Source organism: Myroides sp. JBRI-B21084, assembly GCF_030545015.1.
Classification (GTDB): Bacteria; Bacteroidota; Bacteroidia; order Flavobacteriales; family Flavobacteriaceae; genus Flavobacterium.
In genome coordinates, this window is the sequence record NZ_CP120653.1 from 1,488,467 (window position 1) to 1,509,337 (window position 20,871).

Here is a 20,871-nt window from a genome sequence, read left to right on the forward strand (position 1 = left end):
TTTACTAAACTCTTTTCTTTTTTTTAATTTTTTTTGTATTATTAGCTTTTGTTTCAAACAAAAATAACTTTTTAATAAATAACGCCTATGTTTCAGAACGAAACCATTTCATTACAAAATATACCGCAGTATCAAGAAGTTGAAACCCAAAAACTGCATCCTAATTATAAAAAAATAATTGTTTTTAATGCTATTTGTAAAATAGTGATTGCTATAGGTATTTGTTGTGCTATTTTTTTTACTTTTTCTAATATTGAAAAGTGGTATTTTATGGCACTGTTTGTATTAATTAGCTTTTTTATAATTATGTATCCCTTTTTATCGTTCAATAAAAAAAAGTACGCTTTTCGTGCACACGATGTAATTTTTAAAAAAGGATTACTATTTAAATCAACACATATATCGCCTTATATTCGTTTGCAACATGTGGTAATTAAACAAGGATGGTACGAAAAAAAATTAGGTTTAGCTACGCTGGTTTTATACACAGCTGCAGGTAGCTTTTCGGATATTGCAATACCTGGATTAACTTTAGAAGATGCCGAACGTTGGAAGAACTTTTTAATGAACAGAATGGAAGATTTAAATAATGAATCAGAATAGTAACTATCATTTTAACGAACCTAATAGGTTAGATCGCAAAGCACTTTTTTTAGTTATTGCAACTTCTATTTTAAAAGTTGCTAGAGCAGCATGGCCCATTTTAGCTATAATTTTAGTTAAAGGCAGCGATAGAAATTTTTATTTAATAGGTGTTATTTTACTAATTACGGGTGCTACTTTTATAACTAAACTTATTGATTATTTTTATTTTACGTATCAAGTTATTCACGATGAGTTAATTATAAAAAAGGGTTGGTTAAACAAATCAACAACTGTTGTAAGCTTAGATAAAATTCATGAAGTTAATTTAAATCAAAAGTTTGTACATAAACTTATTGGTTTGTATGTTGTGAATATTGATACAGCTGGTAGTGCTAAAACTGAAATTGAAATTAACGGGATTGATTTTAAAAGAGCTTTGGCATTAAAAGATAAACTAACATTTAAATCTGTCGATTTTCAAGATGATAATCAGATCGTAGAAAATGAACTTGCTACAGAAACACTTCATGAAGAACCTGTTAAAAATATAACAATTAGCATATTAAGTTTAATAAAAATTGGTTTTACACGTAATTATTTTCAAACTTTTGGTTTGTTAATAGCGTTTTCTTTTCAAATCATTGATCAAATTCAAGATTTTTTCTACACCGATAAATCAACAAATGTTTATAACGATATTTTTTCATCGTCGTACAAAAGTTATTTGGGTTTAGTAGGTGTGATTATGTTTTTAGCAGTTATTTTACTGGTAATTGTTTTTAATTTATTACGCACTTTAATTACTTATTACAATTATAAAATTCAATTAAAAAAAGAACACATTACAGTATCGTATGGTTTAACAGATTCGCATATTGTAGCTGTAAAAGCTAATAAAGTGCAATTGTTTCTATATCAACAAAACTACTTTCAAAAGTTGATGAATTTGTTCGAAATTAAAATCAAACAAGTGGCTTCATCAGAAGATAATAAAAACAAAAAAGGAATTGTTATACCTGGTGCTAACTATTTGGAATTAAAAGAAATATTCAATATTATTTTTACTAAAAGTTTAATTGAAAATCAATCGTTTTATAAACCACATAAGCGGGTTATTCTACTTAAATTAATGTGGTTGTGTATACCTAGTTTAGTTGCACTAATAAGTTTGTATTTACTAAATATTTTTACTTTGGCTTGGGTTGTTTTAGTGCTTTTTACACTAATATCTATAATGATTTACACATCGTATAAAAATGAAAAATTTATATATACTGATGATTTTATTATTCTTAGAAAGGGATTTTGGGACATTACCACAGTGAATCTTCCAGTTTATAAAATTCAAAATATTAGTATTTCTCAAAGCTATTTTCAAGAAAAAAATCAAACAGGTTCATTAAATTTGCAAACTGCTGCAGGTGTAATCACTTTAATGTATTACGATTTTAACTTGTTGCAACAAATTACAAACGACATTCTTTATAAAATAGAAAAAAATAAACATTCATGGATGTAGATTCAATTATAGAAGAATCTGTTTTTATTCAAACAACCCAACTGTACTATAAAAAATGGTTAGTTAAAAACGCCAAAAACACGATTGTTTTATTACACGATTCATTGGGATGTACTGCTTTATGGCGCGAATGGCCGCTTGAATTGGCTTTGACATTAAATTGTAATGTTATTGCTTATGATAGACGTGGTTATGGAAAATCAGACAATTATACGGTTAAACGCCCTATTGATTATTTAGAACAAGAAGCCTTAATTTTAAAGGACTTTTTAGAATATTGGCAAGTTAAAAATCCAATTCTTTTTGGTTTTTCTGATGGAGCTTCGGTTGCAACTATTTTTGCAGGAATGTTTCCTGATCAACTTAAAATACTCATAATTGAAGGAGTTCATGTGTTAATTGAAAAGGAAACTTTAAAAGGCATTGTACAGGCCGAAGAATTGTTGCATAACACGCAGATTGCTAAAGTATTGAAAAAATATCATGGAGATAAAGTGTATGATTTGTATTATGCTTGGACAAAAACTTGGCTGTCAGATGCGCACCAAAGTTGGAATATCGAACATTTTATTCCCAAAATAACTGTACCAGTTTTAGTAATTCAAGGGGAGTTTGATGAATTTGGTACAATGAATCAGGTAAATGCATTTGATAAAGCAGCTGGTTTTGTACAAAAATGTATTGTTTACGGTGTGGCACATACTGCACATAAAGATCAAAAAGATTTTGTTTTTTCTACTATTACACAATTTATAACCAATCATTTAAATGAAAAAATGGATTAAAGCTGCGCGTTTGCGTACATTGCCTTTATCGGTTTCGGGTATTATTTTAGGTGCTGCATATGCGTTTCAGTTTGTTTCTGATAAATCGCATTTTTGGATAATTTTTATACTTTGCTTATTAACTACGCTTTTTTTTCAGGTACTTTCTAATTATGCAAATGATTATGGAGACGCTGTTAAAGGAACCGATAACGAAAATAGAGTAGGTCCTAAACGCGCCATTCAAAGCGGTGAAATTTCTAAAAAAGCTATGAAAAAAGCTATTTTTATTACAGCACTTTTGGGTTTATTAGCATCGGTAGCCATTATTTATTTGTCTTTTGGTAGTTCACAGTTTATACAAGCAGCAATCTATTTTATTTTAGCAATAGCAAGTATTTCTGCAGCAATTAAATACACAGTTGGCAATTCGGCTTACGGATATCGAGGCTTAGGCGATGTTTTTGTTTTTGTTTTTTTTGGTTTAGTAAGTACTTTGGGTGTATTTTATTTATATGTACATGCCATAGATTATTTAATTATTTTGCCTGCTGTTGGTATTGGTTTGTTAAGTACTGCTGTTTTAAATATGAATAATATGCGCGATATTGATAACGATACTGCCATGCAAAAAAATACCCTTGTTGTTAAAATAGGATATAATAACGCAAAAAAATACCATTACTTTTTAGTTTTAACTGCATTAATATCATTTACTTTATTTGCACTTTTAACATTTACAAAATGGTACCAGTTTGTTTTTCTTATAGCATGTATTCCATTAATAAAAAATGTTAAAAAAGTATCAAAAACAATTACTCCTAAATTATTAGATCCTGAATTAAAACGCATTGCCTTAACAACATTTTTAATAACTTTATTGCTTTCTATTGCAATTTTAATAAATTAATTTATGAAGATAACATATTTAGGTCATGCCTCATTAGGTATTGAAATTAACAACATTCATATTATTGTAGATCCATTTATTTCGGCTAATCCTTTGGCTGCTTCAATTGATGTAAATACTTTAAAAGCCGATTTTATTTTAATTACGCATGCACACGGCGATCATATTTTAGATGTAGAAACAATTGCAAAGAATACAAATGCAACTATTGTTTCAAATGCCGAAATTGCTGGTTATTACGAAGCTAAAGGATTTAATACACATCCAATGAATCACGGTGGAAGCTGGAGTTTTAATTTTGGAACTGTAAAATATGTAAATGCTATACATTCTAGTAGTTTTCCCGACGGAATTTACGGTGGACAACCTGGTGGTTTTGTAATAGAATCTAATAATAAAAAAATATATATTGCTGGCGATACTGCTTTAACGTATGATATGAAATTGATTGCCCTAAATAAACCTTTAGATTTAGCAATATTACCAATTGGTAGCAATTTTACAATGGATGTTGAAGATGCTGTAATTGCTGCAGATTTTTTAAATGTTTCTAAAGTTATGGGCTATCATTACGATACTTTTGGATATATAAAAATAGACCAACGAGTAGCAAAACAAAAATTTAGTAACAATAATAAAGAACTTATTTTATTACCTATTGGTAACTTTTTAGAGCTATAATTAGTGCCCTGAATCATCAGGTTTTTTTTTTATTTTATTAAAACGACTGAAAAAATGAAAGCCTTTTTTAAAAAATATACATTACAATTTAAACAACCCTCAGGAACATCAAGAGGTATTTTAACTACTAAAGAAACTTATTTTTTATTTATTGAAAATGAAACTAAAATTGGAGTAGGTGAATGTGCCGTTTTTAAAGGATTAAGTTACGATGATCGTTTGGATTATTCAGACAAATTGCAATGGGTTTGTGATAACATTTATTTAGGAAAAGATGTATTGTGGAATCAGTTGCGTGAATGGCCTTCAATTCAATTTGGAATAGAACAAGCTTTCTTGTCAATTTCTAATTCAAATCCATTTATTATATTTCCTAGTTTGTTTACCGAAAGTAGTAAAGCAATACCTATAAATGGTTTGGTTTGGATGGGATCTGCAGATTTTATGAAGCAACAAATAAACGAAAAAATACATAACGGTTTTAATTGTATAAAAATTAAAATTGGTGCTATTGATTTTAAGGAGGAACTTAGTGTTTTAGAAGGTATTCGTAAAGATTTTTCTAATCAAATGATTGAAATTAGGGTAGATGCTAATGGTGCTTTTACTGAAACTGAAGCTTTAGTTAAACTAAATCAATTGTCTGAATATGAATTACATAGTATTGAGCAGCCTATTAAAAAAGGATTGTATGACACTATGGCAGATTTGTGTAAAACTTCTCCTATTGACATAGCTTTAGATGAAGAGTTGATTGGAGTAATTCATTACAACGATAAAGAAAATCTATTGAAGAAAATTAAGCCAAAATACATCATTTTAAAGCCAAGTTTACTAGGTGGTTTTAAGGGAACAAAAGAGTGGATTGACATTGCAAATGAATTAAATATAAATTGGTGGATTACTTCGGCTTTAGAAAGTAACATTGGTTTAAATGCTATTGCTCAATTTACGTTTACCTTAGAAAATAGGATGCCTCAAGGTTTAGGAACTGGTGGACTTTTTACGAATAATTTTGAAAGTAATTTATATGTACAAAACGGACATTTGTGGTTTGATTCTAACAATGAAATTTCAATTAAAAATATTTTAAATACACTTAATTAGTTGAAAATTTTATTCTAAATAAATAAATATAGTTGTTTCATTTTCTAAAGTATTTATCTCAAAATTCATTTTTCTATCGTTTAAAAAAGCTATTTGATCTTTAGTAAGTTCAATAGGTTTGTTGAACCAAATTTTGTAAATATTTTTATTTGATTTAGTATAAATTGATAAAAAACATGTAAGTCCGTTTTTATATTTTACTCGTTCAATTAAATTTCTTGTAAATAGTAATATTCTTAACAGTGTTTTAAATTCTAAATCATTTAAAATTATTTTATGATCAATAAAAGTTTCAATGTTTATGTAACTTTCATATTGTAATTTAATATCGTTAATCATATAATTTAAATCAACAATATTATAAGTAGTATTTGAAATGATATGTGAAATATTTCGCGATTCGTTTTCTATATCTTTTATTTTTGAAGTTAAAAGATCTAAATCAGGGTTGCTGTTATTAAAGTAAATTAATAAATCGTCAATTTTTCTAATGGCAGTTTGGTTTATTAGCTGTTTGGTGTTATTGTTTTCTTTTAAAATAAGCACATCCATTTGTTCTTTTATATCAATTAAATACTTATACATTTTTGTTTTTTCATCCAAATAGTTTCGATGTTTACGTGCTAGTTGTTTCATGTTTACGTTTCTGTAAATAAAATAGTAAAGTATTACCGAAAAAAGGATTAAAAATGTAAAAGCTATAATGTTTAAATTATTCTTCTTTATGTTTTGTTGTTCATTTTGCAGGTTGAATAATTCAGAATTATTACTAAAAATAAAATCGTCTATATAATTTTTATACGATAACAATGAATCATTAATTTTTACATAATCTTTAATTATTTTGTTAGAATTGTTGCTGTTTGATGCAATTAAATGTTCTAAAATATGATGCTCATAAATGAAATTATTTGTTGCTCTACTTATGTTTAAAGCTTTTAAATAATTAATATTTGTTAGTGTTTTATTGTTCTTTTTTTGATAGTATTTAGCATTTAAATAATAATATAACGCTTCGGTTTCTCTAGTTGGTACCTTATTTAAATACTTTTTGTATAAATCAAAATCTTTTGCAACCGTTTCATCGGCACTATTTATTTTTGCATAAATAGTGTAAAATAAGCATGTAAAAAACAATTCTTCGTTTGTTCTTTGTGTTTGCAATAGTTCATTTATACGATTATTAGCAATTAATGTTATATGATCTTCTTCATTTTTTTGAAGTAAATTTTTAAAAATTTCTACCAGTAAATAATTCTCTAAATAGGGATCTTTTTTAAAAATACTTTTTAAAGAATCTTTGTTTTTTAAGTAATGATTTATTTTTTCGCTATGTTTTAAAGAATCTGTAGCTTGTAACATGGGCAAGCTAAAAATATCTAGATAAATATGTTTTATTTTGCTGTTTTTTAAGGAAAACGCACTTGCTTTTTCATATTCAATTTTAGATTGAGTTAACAATTCTAATCTATTTGTAATTGCAATTTTTCTCAAAGAATTGTAAAAGCTTTTTTCAGTATTATTTTTAAAAAAAGCATTGGCAAGGTTTAAATAATAATACGCACTATCAAATTTGGTGTTTTTTTCTAGGTATTGACTGTAAAATTGATGATTAATTCCCAGTAAAATACTATCACTGCCATTTTGATAAATTGCATGAATTTTTTTTAAATTATTAGGATTTACAGTATACGCATTATTATATTTTTTGCGCATAGTAATACTATCTATTTTATAGTTTCCGGTATAATGATTTTTATCTTTTGTACAACTTATAGTAAAAAATATAAGTAACAAACTGCATATAAAATATAATGTATTACGCATTTTTAAAGATTTACAGTTATTATAAATTGCGTACCATTTTTGCTTTCAATTTTAAATTGCGCATTAATTTCTTTTAATCGATTTGAAATGTTTTCAATTCCAATTCCTTTTTTATCACTTTTATTAAAGCCCTTTCCATTATCTGATACAAATAGGGTTAACTGTTTTTCTTCTTTATAAATAATTATTTTTGCAATTGTAGCCGACGAGTGTTTATGTATATTTTGTAATAATTCTTGTAAAACACGAAACAAATGAAACTTAATTTTAGGTGAAATTTTCAACCATTCTATTGATTGATCAATTTCATAATCAAAAACAATTTGATTGTTTGGTTGTTTTTCAATGAGCTCTATAAGCATTTTATGAAACGAATCTTTTTCAAACAAACTGTTTATTTCATTGTAATTGTCACAAATACCAACTAATGTTTTTTTAACTTCTAAAATAGTATGTTTTGCAGTTTCTAAACTGTTTGGTTTTATATAATCTTTATGAAGTAAAAATCGTGTTGAAAACAACTTGTTTACAATATTGTCATGTAACTCCATGAAAATTTGCTTTTTATTAAAATTTAGTTTGTTTTCAATGGTGTTTTTGTAATTAAGTGTAACTTCTAAAGCGCGCGTATCTTGTTCTAAATAATTATTTTTTAGTTTAATTTTTTTTAGATTTATTTTTTGAATGATGTTATAAATAACAAGTAAAATTAATAACGAAACCAATATAATTATTATTACAATAATGTAAATTTCACGTTTTAATTGTGCATTTTTAGTTACTAATAAATGGTTTTCATAAATTACTTTTTGATTGTTTTGAAGCTTTTTTTCGTTTTCTAACTGAATTTTTTTTACAATATTTATATACTGTCTATTTAAATTTGGTGAAACCGAATCACATTCTTCAACAAACTGTTCAAGTATATGCTTTTCTAAATAAATATTATGGTATTGTTTTTTGTTTTCGTTTAAAATACCTTTATAAAAAACTTTTGCAGCTGTGGTGTCTTTTTTTACTTTTATTAAGTAATCGCCAACTATACAGTAATTTATCTGTAAAACAGGTATGTTGAAAATAAATTTTTTTTCAGCCTTTAATAAATCAATATAATGTTCAATATTATCTACTTTACTTGCACTAATTTTATGGTTTATTAAATTGTGAAGAGTGTTTATCTGGATAATTTTACTTTTTTCAGTTTTGTATTGTGTACTTAATTTATATGTAAAAGCAAGTTTATTAATGTTTTTAATTGCATCAGTTGTACTTAATTTGTTTTGTATTGAAGATAAATTATTTGTGTAACGTATATCTAATAATTTTATTTTTATGGGATCAACAAGTGTTTTGTCAAAATAATTAGAAACTTCGTTATAGTTTTGCAATGCATTTAAAGCTTCTTTGTATTTTTTTTGTTTCCAATGAATATTGTTAATTAACAGTAAAATATTACCCTTTTCAAAAGCATATTCTTTGTTATTTGATCCTAAATTTTCTATTGATTTGTAGGCGTAATTTTCTGCTAACTGAAAATATTGTAAATAAAAATAATGTTCTGCTAATAAATAATTTGTTAACGATGCGTCGTAAAATGAATTATTATTTTCAAAAAACACAACTGCGTTAAATAATGTTTTATACCTTTTTTGGTCTATAAAAACATCTGGATTCAATAAAATTTGCAAATTGTTTGCTCTAAATAAAGCTAATGAATCATTTTGTAATTGGGCTGTTTGTTCAAAATAATTTATTTTCTTTAAAGCGTTTTCAGTGTTTTCTGTAAATACAATGTTATAAAGAAAATCGAAATATAAATTTTCTAACGAAAAGTTTTTATAATTATTTTTATTAATTTTTGAGCTAATTTTTAAATGATTGTATATATTTTCTTGCTTTTTACATGAAAAAACAAGAAATAGTATTAAAAATATAACTAAAAGATTTTTATTTTTTATCATTTAAAAATGTACTTTCTTTTTAACTATTTATTTTCATTGAAAGAATTAGGAATTATTTCGGGTAATAATTTTATAACTATAGGCAAAAGTAAACTTCCACCCGGAATTAAAAAAATAGTAAAGGCAGGAATTGTTTTTCCTAGTTCTATAAATTGGTTTTTTAATTGTACTTTCTCTGTTTTTGATAAACTACTATAAGTCGCTTTAACTAAAAGTTGCATAAGTAACTTATTGTTTTCTAATTCTTTAATAATACTTTTTTTATTTCGGTTTAATAATAAAGCAATTGTTTTATTGGTTTTTTTATATATTTTTTTTAAAGGATGAGTAAATTGAAAATAAGGGATTTCATTTTTATGATTATGTATAAAACGAATCATAAATTGTAAAGAATTTTTTAGGTTGTGTTTTGAAAGTTGTAATTTTTGATAAAGTTTAATTATAAATCTAAATTCATTTTTGTCAATTTTTTCATCATTCCATAAAACCATTAATGCAATATCTGCAATATAGTTTTTACCGTAAATTGTTTTAATGTTTGATAAATCTAATGATTCTAGATTAGTACTTAAATTATTTGTTGTTGAATATTTTAAAGATGTTTGTAAAATTTCTTGAATTTTTAAATCGTATCTACTAATGTTTTGCTTTTGCTTAAAACTAATTACAACTAATTGCGAAATGGTTAATTCTAAATATTTATAATAATTTAAAATGTTTGTATTGTTTAACAAATACCTTTTAAAACACAAAACATCGGTAAAAATTAAAAAGTTCGATAAATCATAGGCAAATGTTTTATCAATATAATTAGATGTTCTATTGGTACGTTCGTTTAAAATTTTTTCTAAAGAAGCAAAAGCTTTTTGAGTTCTAAATTTTATGAACGAAAAATAAGAATCAGTTTGTACAGCGTTTATTTTTTGATAAAAATCTTCGGCCAGTTTGGTAAATTCACTAAAATTGTAATTGCTATTAGTAAACAAATAAGTTCCAAAAAGGGCTTCTAATAATACAATTTTTGTAATTTCTTCTTGGGTAAGTTCAAAAGTATGAAAAACGGGTTGTATGGTTTTAGTTGTAAAACCATACACAAAACCTGTTTCACGTATTTTTTCGTAAAATTGTTCTTCTGTAAATTGTTTAAAAAAAGATGGATCACTTAATTTAAAAAATTTAGTAATCCATAATTCTTTTGATGGGTTCATAATTTAATTTAATTCAAAAACTACGTTTACATTGCTTAAAATTTCAATTTCACCAATGGCTAATGTTTGTTTATTTTCTGCCGAATCTGAAGCCATCATTTCAGCTTTCATCATGTAAACTCTTGGAGTGTTTACAGTTGATTGATCGTTAATAATTAATGCCTTTCCAATACTTTGTCCTATAGCATTAGCATAATCTTCTGCTTTTTTCTTTGCATTTAATATTGCTTTTGCTCTAATTTGTGAAGCATATTTATCGGTTTGTGTCGATTTAAAATTGATATCATTAATTGTATTTGCACCTGCAGCTATTAATTCAGACATTAATTTATCGTAAATATCTAAATTGTGTAATGTAATAATTAAGGTTTGATTAGCAACAAAATAATCTTTATTTTCCTGATATTCTCTTGTTTTATAAAGATTAACACGTTGACTTTGGTAATCTTTTTCGTCAATTCCTTTTTTCTTAATTACTTGAATCATTCTCGAAATAATCTCATCGTTCTTCTGCTTAGCTTTTGCAGAGTCTACATCTTTAATTTCTGATCCTATAGTAAGCACTGCATAATCAGGTTTAATTTTTATAGAACCTTCGCCAGTAACATTTACTTGTGGAGTAATAATGTTGTTATTTTGAGCCATAGCTGTAAAAGTTGCTAGTACAATTGTAAATAAATAAAGAATCTTTTTCATTTTAATATATTTTTAGATTAAAGATTAAGCCATTTAAAGTTTTTTTCAATGGCTTTTATCATTTCACCTGCAATATCCTTGCCAGTTGCACCTTCAATACCTTCTAAACCTGGTGATGAATTTACTTCTAAAAGTAAAGGTCCTTTAGATGAGCGTATTATATCAACACCTGCTACTTTTAAATTTAATGCTTTTGTTGCTTTTATTGCAATTTTCTTTTCTTCTGCTGTAACTTTTACAATTGATGCTTTGCCACCCAAATGTATATTTGCTCTAAATTCACCAGGTAACGCTTCGCGTTGCATTGCCGCTACTACTTTTCCATCAACTACAAATAAACGTAAATCTTTTCCGTTTGCTTCTTTAATGAATTCTTGTACTAAAATGTTGGCATTTACACTTTTAAAAGCATTTATTACCGATTCGGCTGCTTTTTTGGTTTCAGCTAGTACAACACCTTTTCCTTGAGTTCCTTCTAATAATTTTATAATTAAAGGCGATCCACCTACCATATTTATTAAATCGTTGGTATCAAGTGGTGAATTAGCAAATCCAGTGGTTGGAATGTCAACGCCATGATTTAAAAGCATTTGTAAAGAATAAAGTTTGTCACGTGATTGTGTTATCGACGCAGCATTGTTTAAACTATATACTTTTAACGATTCAAAATGACGGATTAATGAGCAACCATAGTAGGTCATACTTGGTCTAATTCTAGGGATTACCGCATCAAAATCATTTAAAATTCTTCCTCCTCTATAATGAATTTCCGGATGATCAGCATCTAATTTCATGTAGCAATGCTTAATATTTAAAAAATGCATTTCGTGTCCGCGTAATTCACCTGCTTCAATAATTCGTTTGTTTGAATACAATTCAGGATTACTAGCTAATAAACCTATTCGTAAACCTTTTTTATCGTTTGAATTGCCAGTATTGTAATATTCTTTCAGTTTTTCAGGAGTTACACTACCTAATTTAAAATGCTCATCAGGATCAACAATAATTCTACCTGTCATAGCTTCACGGCCCAAAAGCATTCTAAAGCCCATAGAATCGCGATTAGTAAGTGTTAATTCTATGACCCATGATTGTTCGCCCAATGTAATTTCGGTATTAATTACAAACCTACTTTCACGTGTACCTGTACTGCTTTTTACAACGCGTTTGTCTATAATTTTAGCTTCGCAATTAATGGCACTTTTTACATTTCTTTGAATGGGATGAATCACAAATTTCACCCATTTTTCACCATTTTTTTCAAAAGGAGTTATGTTTTCGGCATGTAAAGCCGATGTTTTTGCCCCTGAATCTACGCGAACTTTAATAGCCGGAACTTTTAAATCTGATAACGAACACCATTCTTCACTACCAACAATAATTTTATCAATCATAATTTTTTCTATATACAACTAATGCAACTAAAGTATTTAAAAAAACAATATCTTTTACAAAAATTTAAAAAAATAAAACCGCTTTAAAATTAATTTTAAAGCGGTTAATTAAACTTTAATAAAGTTTTAATTATAAATTAAATGCTTGTTTAACAGCGTTAATTTTATCTAGTTTTTCCCAAGTAAATAATTCAACATCAAGGGTTATTACTTCACCATTAGGATTTGTAAACGTTTTAGTTACGGTTTGGTTTTTACGACCCATGTGTCCATAAGCTGCCGTTTCGCTATAAATAGGCTTTCTTAATTTAAGAGATTGCTCGATATGATAAGGTCTTAAATCAAACAATTCAGTAATTTTTTTTGCAATTTCACCATCGGTTAAATTAACCTTTGATGTACCATAAGTATTTACAAAAACTCCCATAGGTTCGGCAATACCAATTGCATACGATACTTGTACTAAAAGTTCATCGGCAACGCCTGCAGCAACTAAATTTTTTGCAATATAACGTGCCGCATACGCTGCAGAACGGTCAACTTTACTTGGGTCTTTCCCTGAAAAAGCACCACCACCGTGTGCACCTTTACCTCCGTATGTATCTACAATAATTTTTCTACCAGTTAAACCTGTATCTCCATGTGGACCACCAATAATAAACACTCCTGTTGGATTTACGTGGTAAGTAATTTCGGTATTGAAAAAAGGTTGATATTGTGGATATTTTTTTAATAAACGTGGTATTAATATTGAAATGATATCACTTTTAATTTGATCTTGCATTGCTTTTTCAGCAATTGTTTTAGCTTCTAAAGTTGCGTTTTCGGGTTTTATAAAATCGTCGTGTTGGGTTGAAAGTACAATGGTAACAACACGTATTGGTTTATTGTTATCGTCATATTCTAGTGTAACTTGTGATTTAGCATCAGGACGTAAATAGGTGATTTCAGTACATTCACGACGAATTTCTGCTAATTCTTGTAATAACTTATGCGATAAATCTAAAGCCAAAGGCATGTAATCTTCGGTTTCTGTAGTTGCATATCCAAACATAATACCTTGGTCACCAGCACCTTGTTCTTCTTTGTTTGCTTTGTCTACACCTTGATTAATTTCTGAAGATTGTTCATGTATAGCAGATAAAATTCCACATGAATTTGCTTCAAACATATATTCGCTTTTTGTATAACCTATTTTTCTAATTACATCCCGTGCTATCTGCTGTACATCTAAATAGGTGTCCGATTTTACTTCGCCAGCTAAAATAACCTGTCCTGTAGTTACTAAAGTTTCGCAAGCTACTTTTGAATTTTCATCAAATGCTAAAAAGTTATCAATTAAAGCGTCGGAAATTTGATCTGCAATTTTATCTGGATGTCCTTCACTTACAGATTCTGATGTAAAATAATATGCCATAATTTAGTTTATTATTAAATGAAATGAGGTAACTAAATTGCATGCCAATTACTAAAGTAGTATTCTGCTTTAGCATTTTTTAATGAGGTTGCAATCAGTCAAATTTTTCCTCGAAAATTTTGATGCAAATATACAACTTAGAGTTTTAATTAAACTATTATTTTAATATTTATTTAAGATATAGATTAGGGTTTTAATAGTTAGGTAACTATCAAATTTTAAATAAAAGATAAAATTAATTGTGTAAAAGTTATCTTATTAAATAAAAATTTGTATTTTTAGTAAAAATTATATCTGCTTTATGAAAACAAATTATATTTTATTACTTGTAGGACTTTTGTTAGTAAGTTGTGCCAAACAGACTAATTCAGAAAATATTGAAAAGCCCAAAACCACAAAAGGTAAAAAAGTGAAAGAACATGCTGAAGCAGCTTTTACAAATCAACAAATTTCTAATTTAGAATATCAAATTGAAGCTTTTAAAATAGGAAGTGAAAAAGTTGTAAACGCAGATCTTAAAGACTATTTAACCAAACATATAAGCGATCTGCAAACTTTGCAAAGTGAATACAAATCATTAGCTACTACGAATAATATTGAAGTAAAACCAATATCTGATAATTTACAAAAAGATTTATACAAATTAGCTATTGCCGACGCAGCTGGTTTTGATAAAGTATTTATACATTATTATAAAGATTTTTTAAGTAAAACTATGAAAAACAATGCGGAAGTTAAAAATACCGACCCTACATTTACAGGTTTAAAAAATAAATACGGTAATATTTTATACGAGCACAAACTGTATTTTGATATGTTGAAATAACACAGAAATTTAAATATATAAAATAAAACTTTGTATTAATAAAGATTTATAAATGTAAAAACCTCAAAAGAATTTATCCTTTTGAGGTTTTTATATGATTTAATTATATTTTATAAGTGAATTACTTCGTCATAAGCAGCAGCAACAGCTTCCATAACCGCTTCACTCATAGTAGGGTGTGGGTGAACTGCTTTTAAAATTTCATGACCAGTAGTTTCTAATTTACGGGCAACAACTGCTTCCGCAATCATATCAGTAACGCCAGCACCAATCATATGGCAGCCTAACCACTCACCGTATTTAGCATCAAAAATTACTTTTACAAAACCATCAGGTGTACCTGCAGCTTTAGCTTTACCTGATGCAGAGAAAGGAAATTTACCTACTTTAATTTCGTATCCTTTTTCTTTAGCTGCTTTCTCTGTTAAACCAACCGATGCAATTTCTGGTATAGCATACGTACAACCTGGAATATTACCGTAATCTAAAGGTTCAACATGTAAACCAGCTAATTTTTCAACACATAAGATTCCTTCTGCCGATGCAACGTGTGCCAAAGCTTGCCCTGGAACTACATCGCCAATCGCATAATACCCCGGTATGTTTGTTTGGTAAAAATCGTTTACTAAAATTTTATCTCTGTCTGTTGCAATACCAACTTCTTCTAAACCAATGTTTTCAATGTTTGATTTGATTCCAACTGCAGAAAGTAAGATATCTGCTTCTAAAACTTCTTCGCCTTTTGCTGTTTTTACAGTTGCTTTTACACCTTCACCTGTAGTATCAACTTTTTCAACAGATGAATTAGTCATAATGTTGATACCTGCTTTTTTCAATGAACGTTCAAATTGTTTTGACACATCTTCATCTTCAACAGGTACAATGTTTGGCATAAATTCAACAATAGTAACTTCGGTACCCATAGAATTGTAAAAATGAGCAAATTCTACACCAATTGCACCTGAACCAACTACAATCATTTTTTTAGGTTGTGTAGGTAAAGTCATTGCTTGGCGGTAACCAATTACTTTCTTACCGTCTTGTGGTAAGTTAGGTAATTCACGAGAGCGTGCACCTGTTGCAATAATGATATGTTCTGCCGAAATTTCTGTTACTTTACCATCTTTATCGGTTACATCTACTTTTTTGCCAGGTTTTACTTTACCAAAACCGTCTATTACTTCAATTTTATTTTTTTTCATTAAAAATTGAACACCTTTGCTCATTCCTTCAGCAACACCACGAGAACGTGCAATAACGGCATTGAAATCTTTATCAACTTCGCCATTTATTGTTAAACCGTAATCAGAAGCGTGTTTTAAATAATCAAAAACCTGAGCCGATTTTAATAATGCTTTTGTAGGAATACATCCCCAGTTTAAGCAAATTCCGCCTAAATTTTCTTTTTCTACAACTGCAACTTTAAAACCTAATTGTGATGCTCTGATTGCAGTTACGTATCCACCTGGACCGCTTCCTAAAATGATGATATCGTATTTCATTTTTATTTGTTTTTAGCTTAAAGTGTTGTTCTTAAGCGTTAATTGTTTTTATTGTTAAAGATGTTAAATCTGCGATGCGAATTTAAACATTTTTTTAGAAACTTGTATAAGTAATTTTGTTGTTAATTTACTGATGATGTACTAGCAAATTGCGATTCGTACAAATTTTTATATGCTCCGTTTTCTTTTGCAAGTAATTGATTGTGTGTACCGGTTTCTACTATATTACCTTGATCCATAACCACAATTAAATCGGCATTTACAATGGTTGCTAAACGGTGAGCTATAATGATAGATGTGCGATTTTTTGTGATAATGTTGACTGCGTTTTGTAATAATTCTTCAGAATAGGTATCAATTGACGAAGTAGCTTCGTCTAAAATTAAAATACTTGGATTACTCATATAAGCACGTAAAAAAGCAATAAGTTGGCGTTGCCCCGATGATAGCATTACTCCGCGTTCTTTTACATTGTAATCGTATCCGCCTGGTAATTTTTCAATAAAATCGTTAATTCCAATTTTTTTTGCGGCAGCAATTACATCTTCTTTGCTAATGTTTGGGTTATCTAAAATAATGTTGTTTAAAATAGAATCTGAAAACAAAAAAACATCTTGCAAAACAACAGCTATTTGGTTACGTAAACTGCTTAATGTAAAATGATTGACGTTATTTTCATCGATTAAAATTTCACCTGATTCTATATCATAAAATCGACTCAAAAGATTAGCAATTGTAGATTTACCTGCACCCGAAGCACCAACAAAAGCAACTGTTTGGCCCGGTTTTATGTTTAAACTTAAGTTGTTAATTACTCTTTTACCGTTACTATAGCTAAAATTTACGTTTTTAAATTGAATTGCGCCTTTAAAAGCAGGTGCAATTTGATTGCCTTGTGTTTGAATTAAATCATCGCGATCTAATATTTCAAAAACACGATCTGCAGCAACAATACCCATTTGCATTACGTTAAATTTATCGGCAATTTGTCGCAATGGATTAAACAACATTGAAATCATCATGGTATAACCAAATAAATCTCCGGTTGTTGTTAAATGGTCGCCTTGTACAATGCTAAATCCACCATAAATAATAACGCAACCTAAAGTTACAGACGAAACAATATCGGCAATTGGAAAGAAAATAGAGTTATACAATATGTTTTTTTGCCATGCATCGTTATGTTTTTGGTTTATTTTTTTAAAATTATCGTACTCAATATGTTCTCTATTAAATAATTGCACAATTTTCATTCCTGTTAAACGCTCTTGTACAAAGGTGTTTAAATTGGCAACTTGTAAGCGCACTTCTTCAAAAGCAACTTTCATGTGTTTTTGAAAGATTCGAGTAGCATAAACCAAAACGGGCATTGCAACCACAACAATTAAAGTTAATTTCCAATTCATCCAAAGCATTATGCCTAAAACAACCAACATTTTAAGTACATCGCCAACAATCATAAATAAACCTTGACTAAAAATACTTGCAATATTTTCAATATCAGATACATTACGAGTTATTAATTTACCTACGGGTTCATTATCAAAATAACTCAATTTAAAATTCAGCATTTTTTTAAACAAATTGGTACGTATGTCTTTAATAATATTTTGACCCAACCAGCTTGCAATGTATGTAAAAAAGAATTGCGATGTTACTTCTAAAATTAACACAGCTGTCATTAACGCAATATAAATATTTAGTCCATTTAAATCGTTTTTGGCTATATACACATCAACAACATTTTTAACCATGTAAGGGCGTAAGGCTCCAAAAATTGATAATGTAATAACCGTTAAAACAACCCAAAACATTTTGTTTTTGTAGGGTTGTGCGTATTGCATTACTTTATTTAGGGTAGAAGTTTTAGTTTGTTTCATTTATATAAGGATAAACCACTTGTGTTAAATATAAACCGTGTGCCGGTACTGAAAAACCAGCATTTCCGCGATTTTTACTTTGAATTATTTGATGTACATCTTGAACTGAAATTTTTCCTAAACCTACATTTATTAAAGTTCCTACAATTGCACGAACCATGTTGCGTAAAAAACGATTAGCAGTTATATGAAAAATTAATTGCGAACCGTTTTGTTGCCAGTATGCTTGTGTTATAGTGCAATTAAAAGTAAAAACATCGGTATGAGTTTTACTAAAGCATTCAAAATCTTGATATTGTAACAAAATCTGAGCGGCTTCGTTCATCTTTTGTACATCTAAAGGTTTAAAATGATAATAACTTAAATCTTTTAAAAAGCTGTTTTTAAAAGTGTGTAAATGGTATTCATAGGAACGCGATGTTGCATCAAAACGGGCATGCGCATCATCATTAACATTAAAAAACTTTAAAACGGTAACATCTTCAGGTAAAAATGAATTTAATTTTTGTACCATTTTATCAGCATCAAAGTTGCAATTCGTATCAAAATGAGCGTACATAATTTTTGCGTGTACTCCTGCATCTGTTCGTCCTGCACCAATTAATTCAAAATCTTCGTTAAACAAAATATTTAAAGCTTTTGTTAACACTTCTTGCACACTAATAGCAGTAGGTTGCAGTTGCCAACCGTGATATTTTGTACCGTTATATGCAAACTTTATAAAGTATCTCAATTATTAAAATTTTAAACGTACAAATATACTTTAATTTGCCTAAATGTTTGTATTAACAAAAAACTAAATATTTTTGTACAAACTACTCATATGAAAAAGTTATTTACATTTGTTTTTTTGTGTATTTATGCAACTACATTTGCACAGAAATTTAACGATTATTTTATTGATAAAACTTTAAGGTTAGATTATGTTTTTGCTGGCAATACCACAAATCAAAAGGCCTTTTTAAGTGAAATGGTACAGCTTAATAAATGGCATGGCCGCACGGTAAATTTGGCTAAAACACCCATACAAGGTAACGGACAAATTAAAGTTTATGCTGTTAAAACCAATCAATTAATTTATGTTTTGCCTTTTGGCAGTTTGTTTCAAGAATGGTTAACGTTAGATGATGCTAAAGAACATTCAAAAAGTTTTGAAAACACCTTTTTAATACCATTTCCTAAAGAAAAAATAAAAGTTGAAGTACTTTTTTTTAATTCAGAAAATAAATCAAAAATAATAGCTTCGCAATTAATTGATCCAGAAGATATATTAATTAGAAAAAATACCAAACCAGCTATAAATTATGAAGTTATTCATACTGCTAAAGTAAAAAATCCTATAAAAATTGCTTTAGTTTCCGAAGGTTATACGGAAAATGAAATGCCTTTGTTTTTAAATTATGCCCAACAAACAGTTGTTAATTTATTTAAGCATAACGTTTTTAATAAGTATAAAGATTTTTTTGAAATAGTTGCTGTAAAAACCATTTCAACCGATTCGGGTATAAGCATACCTTCCAAAAATATTTGGTTAAACACTGCGGTTCAATCTAATTTTGATACCTTTTATTCTGAACGTTATTTAACAACTTTGCATACCAAATTATTGCATAATCAATTAGAAAATGTTCCGTATCAACACATTATTATTTTAGCTAATACCGATTTTTATGGGGGTGGTGGCATTTTAAATTCATACAGCTTAACAACGACAAAAAATAAAGAGTTTGCACCAGTTGTTGTTCATGAATTTGGACACAGTTTTGCTGGTTTGGCCGATGAATATTTTTATGAAGTAGATGTTTTTGAAAATAAAGCTACTAAAAATACAGAACCTTGGGAAAAAAACATTACTTCGTTGGTTGATTTTTCAGCAAAATGGAAAAATTTAGTAATGAACGAAACTCCTATTCCAACGCCTAATTCATTAAGTAATACTACTGATATAGGAGCTTTTGAAGGATTAACAGGTAACGGATTGTACATACCTACCTTAACATGCCGTATGAAAATAAACAACACTAAAGATTTTTGTGAAGTTTGCAGCAATGCAATTGAAGAAATGATTTTATTTTACACGACCAACACTCAAAAATAATGAAAAAAATTTTATTGCTTTCTGATACACACAGCTATATTGACGATAGAATTTTGCATTATGCACAACAAGCCGATGAAGTTTGGCATGCAGGTGATATTGGCGATTTAAAAGTAACTACTAGTTTAAAAAAATTAAAGCCTTTACAAGCTGTTTATGGAAATATCGACGATGCAAATGCTCGTTTAGAATTTCCCTTAGATGCTGTTTTTAATTGTGAAGGCGTAAAAGTATGGATAACTCATATTGGTGGTTATCCTGGTAAATATTCTACAAGAATTAAAGAAGGATTTTTAAAATATAAACCCGATTTGTTTATTTGCGGACATTCACATATTTTAAAAGTTCAGTTCGATAAACAGTTTAATTGTTTGACTTTAAATCCTGGTGCTGCAGGTATTTACGGATTTCATCAAATGCGTACCATGTTGCGTTTTGAAATTGAAAACAGTAAAATTAAAAATTTAGAAGTAATAGAATTAGGTAAACGATAATT

18 protein-coding genes are annotated in these 20,871 nt (G+C 28.2%); 9 read left to right on the forward strand and 9 right to left on the reverse strand.

Going from position 1 to position 20,871, the window contains the following annotated elements; genetic code table 11:
- The first annotated feature begins 87 nt into the window (after nt 1–87).
- The 6 genes from P3875_RS07245 to P3875_RS07270 are packed head-to-tail and all read left to right on the forward strand — an operon-like array spanning nt 88 to nt 5,566.
- Nucleotides 88–603: a PH domain-containing protein gene (locus P3875_RS07245; protein ID WP_303443290.1), complete on the forward strand. Its 516-nt coding sequence runs from the start codon at nt 88–90 to the stop codon at nt 601–603.
- The gene (locus tag P3875_RS07250) at nt 590–2,104 is read left to right on the forward strand and encodes a PH domain-containing protein (protein ID WP_303443291.1); all 1,515 of its coding nucleotides are present in this window, start codon (nt 590–592) and stop codon (nt 2,102–2,104) included. Before P3875_RS07245 ends, P3875_RS07250 begins: the two co-directional genes overlap by 14 nt.
- Nucleotides 2,095–2,889 carry an alpha/beta fold hydrolase gene (locus P3875_RS07255; protein WP_303443292.1) on the forward strand — a complete coding sequence of 265 codons (795 nt, stop codon included), beginning with the start codon at nt 2,095–2,097 and terminating at the stop codon, nt 2,887–2,889. Before P3875_RS07250 ends, P3875_RS07255 begins: the two co-directional genes overlap by 10 nt.
- Nucleotides 2,873–3,778 carry a 1,4-dihydroxy-2-naphthoate octaprenyltransferase gene (gene menA / locus P3875_RS07260; RefSeq protein WP_303443293.1) on the forward strand — a complete coding sequence of 302 codons (906 nt, stop codon included), beginning with the start codon at nt 2,873–2,875 and terminating at the stop codon, nt 3,776–3,778. The genes P3875_RS07255 and menA overlap by 17 nt, the downstream gene beginning before the upstream one ends.
- A gap of 3 nt (nt 3,779–3,781) precedes the next feature.
- Nucleotides 3,782–4,459 (forward strand): metal-dependent hydrolase, encoded by a 678-nt coding sequence (locus tag P3875_RS07265; protein WP_303443294.1) that lies wholly within the window; start codon nt 3,782–3,784, stop codon nt 4,457–4,459.
- A 54-nt stretch (nt 4,460–4,513) separates the two neighbouring features.
- On the forward strand, nt 4,514–5,566 hold the full coding sequence (locus P3875_RS07270; protein ID WP_303443295.1) for an o-succinylbenzoate synthase: 1,053 nt from the start codon (nt 4,514–4,516) through the stop codon (nt 5,564–5,566).
- A gap of 9 nt (nt 5,567–5,575) precedes the next feature.
- Here the strand turns inward: P3875_RS07270 and P3875_RS07275 are convergent, their stop codons facing one another.
- The 6 genes from P3875_RS07275 to metK form a co-directional block, all read right to left on the reverse strand.
- Nucleotides 5,576–7,393, reverse strand: coding sequence for a hypothetical protein (locus P3875_RS07275; protein ID WP_303443296.1), 1,818 nt, complete (start codon nt 7,391–7,393; stop codon nt 5,576–5,578).
- Nucleotides 7,394–7,395: 2 nt separating this feature from the next.
- Nucleotides 7,396–9,354 carry a sensor histidine kinase gene (locus tag P3875_RS07280; RefSeq protein ID WP_303443297.1) on the reverse strand — a complete coding sequence of 653 codons (1,959 nt, stop codon included), beginning with the start codon at nt 9,352–9,354 and terminating at the stop codon, nt 7,396–7,398.
- Between the two features lie 23 nt (nt 9,355–9,377).
- Entirely contained in the window at nt 9,378–10,562 is a 1,185-nt protein-coding gene (locus tag P3875_RS07285) for an LETM1-related biofilm-associated protein (RefSeq protein WP_303443298.1), read from the reverse strand.
- 3 nt (nt 10,563–10,565) lie between these two features.
- Nucleotides 10,566–11,258 (reverse strand): SIMPL domain-containing protein, encoded by a 693-nt coding sequence (locus tag P3875_RS07290; RefSeq protein WP_303443299.1) that lies wholly within the window; start codon nt 11,256–11,258, stop codon nt 10,566–10,568.
- A gap of 17 nt (nt 11,259–11,275) precedes the next feature.
- On the reverse strand, nt 11,276–12,652 hold the full coding sequence (rimK, locus tag P3875_RS07295) for a 30S ribosomal protein S6--L-glutamate ligase (protein ID WP_303443300.1): 1,377 nt from the start codon (nt 12,650–12,652) through the stop codon (nt 11,276–11,278).
- A gap of 130 nt (nt 12,653–12,782) precedes the next feature.
- A complete protein-coding gene (gene metK, locus P3875_RS07300; RefSeq protein ID WP_303443301.1) occupies nt 12,783–14,069 on the reverse strand; it encodes a methionine adenosyltransferase in 1,287 nt (428 codons plus the stop codon).
- 301 nt (nt 14,070–14,370) lie between these two features.
- Between metK and P3875_RS07305 the strand changes: the two genes are divergently transcribed.
- A complete protein-coding gene (locus P3875_RS07305; protein WP_303443302.1) occupies nt 14,371–14,895 on the forward strand; it encodes a DUF4142 domain-containing protein in 525 nt (174 codons plus the stop codon).
- Nucleotides 14,896–15,005: 110 nt separating this feature from the next.
- On the opposite strand, the gene lpdA is transcribed toward P3875_RS07305, so the two are convergent.
- The 3 genes from lpdA to truA form a co-directional block, all read right to left on the reverse strand.
- Entirely contained in the window at nt 15,006–16,397 is a 1,392-nt protein-coding gene (gene lpdA, locus P3875_RS07310; RefSeq protein WP_303443303.1) for a dihydrolipoyl dehydrogenase, read from the reverse strand.
- Nucleotides 16,398–16,519: 122 nt separating this feature from the next.
- A complete protein-coding gene (locus P3875_RS07315) occupies nt 16,520–18,277 on the reverse strand; it encodes an ABC transporter ATP-binding protein (RefSeq protein WP_303443304.1) in 1,758 nt (585 codons plus the stop codon).
- Entirely contained in the window at nt 18,264–19,010 is a 747-nt protein-coding gene (gene truA / locus P3875_RS07320; protein ID WP_303443305.1) for a tRNA pseudouridine(38-40) synthase TruA, read from the reverse strand. The genes P3875_RS07315 and truA overlap by 14 nt, the downstream gene beginning before the upstream one ends.
- Before the next feature lie 90 nt (nt 19,011–19,100).
- Here truA and P3875_RS07325 point away from each other — a divergent pair, with 90 nt between their 5' ends.
- Both P3875_RS07325 and P3875_RS07330 read left to right on the forward strand, forming a co-directional pair.
- Entirely contained in the window at nt 19,101–20,375 is a 1,275-nt protein-coding gene (locus P3875_RS07325) for a M64 family metallopeptidase (protein WP_303443306.1), read from the forward strand.
- Nucleotides 20,375–20,869, forward strand: a complete 495-nt coding sequence (locus P3875_RS07330) for a metallophosphoesterase family protein (protein ID WP_303443307.1) — start codon at nt 20,375–20,377, stop codon at nt 20,867–20,869. Before P3875_RS07325 ends, P3875_RS07330 begins: the two co-directional genes overlap by 1 nt.
- Nucleotides 20,870–20,871: the final 2 nt, after the last annotated feature.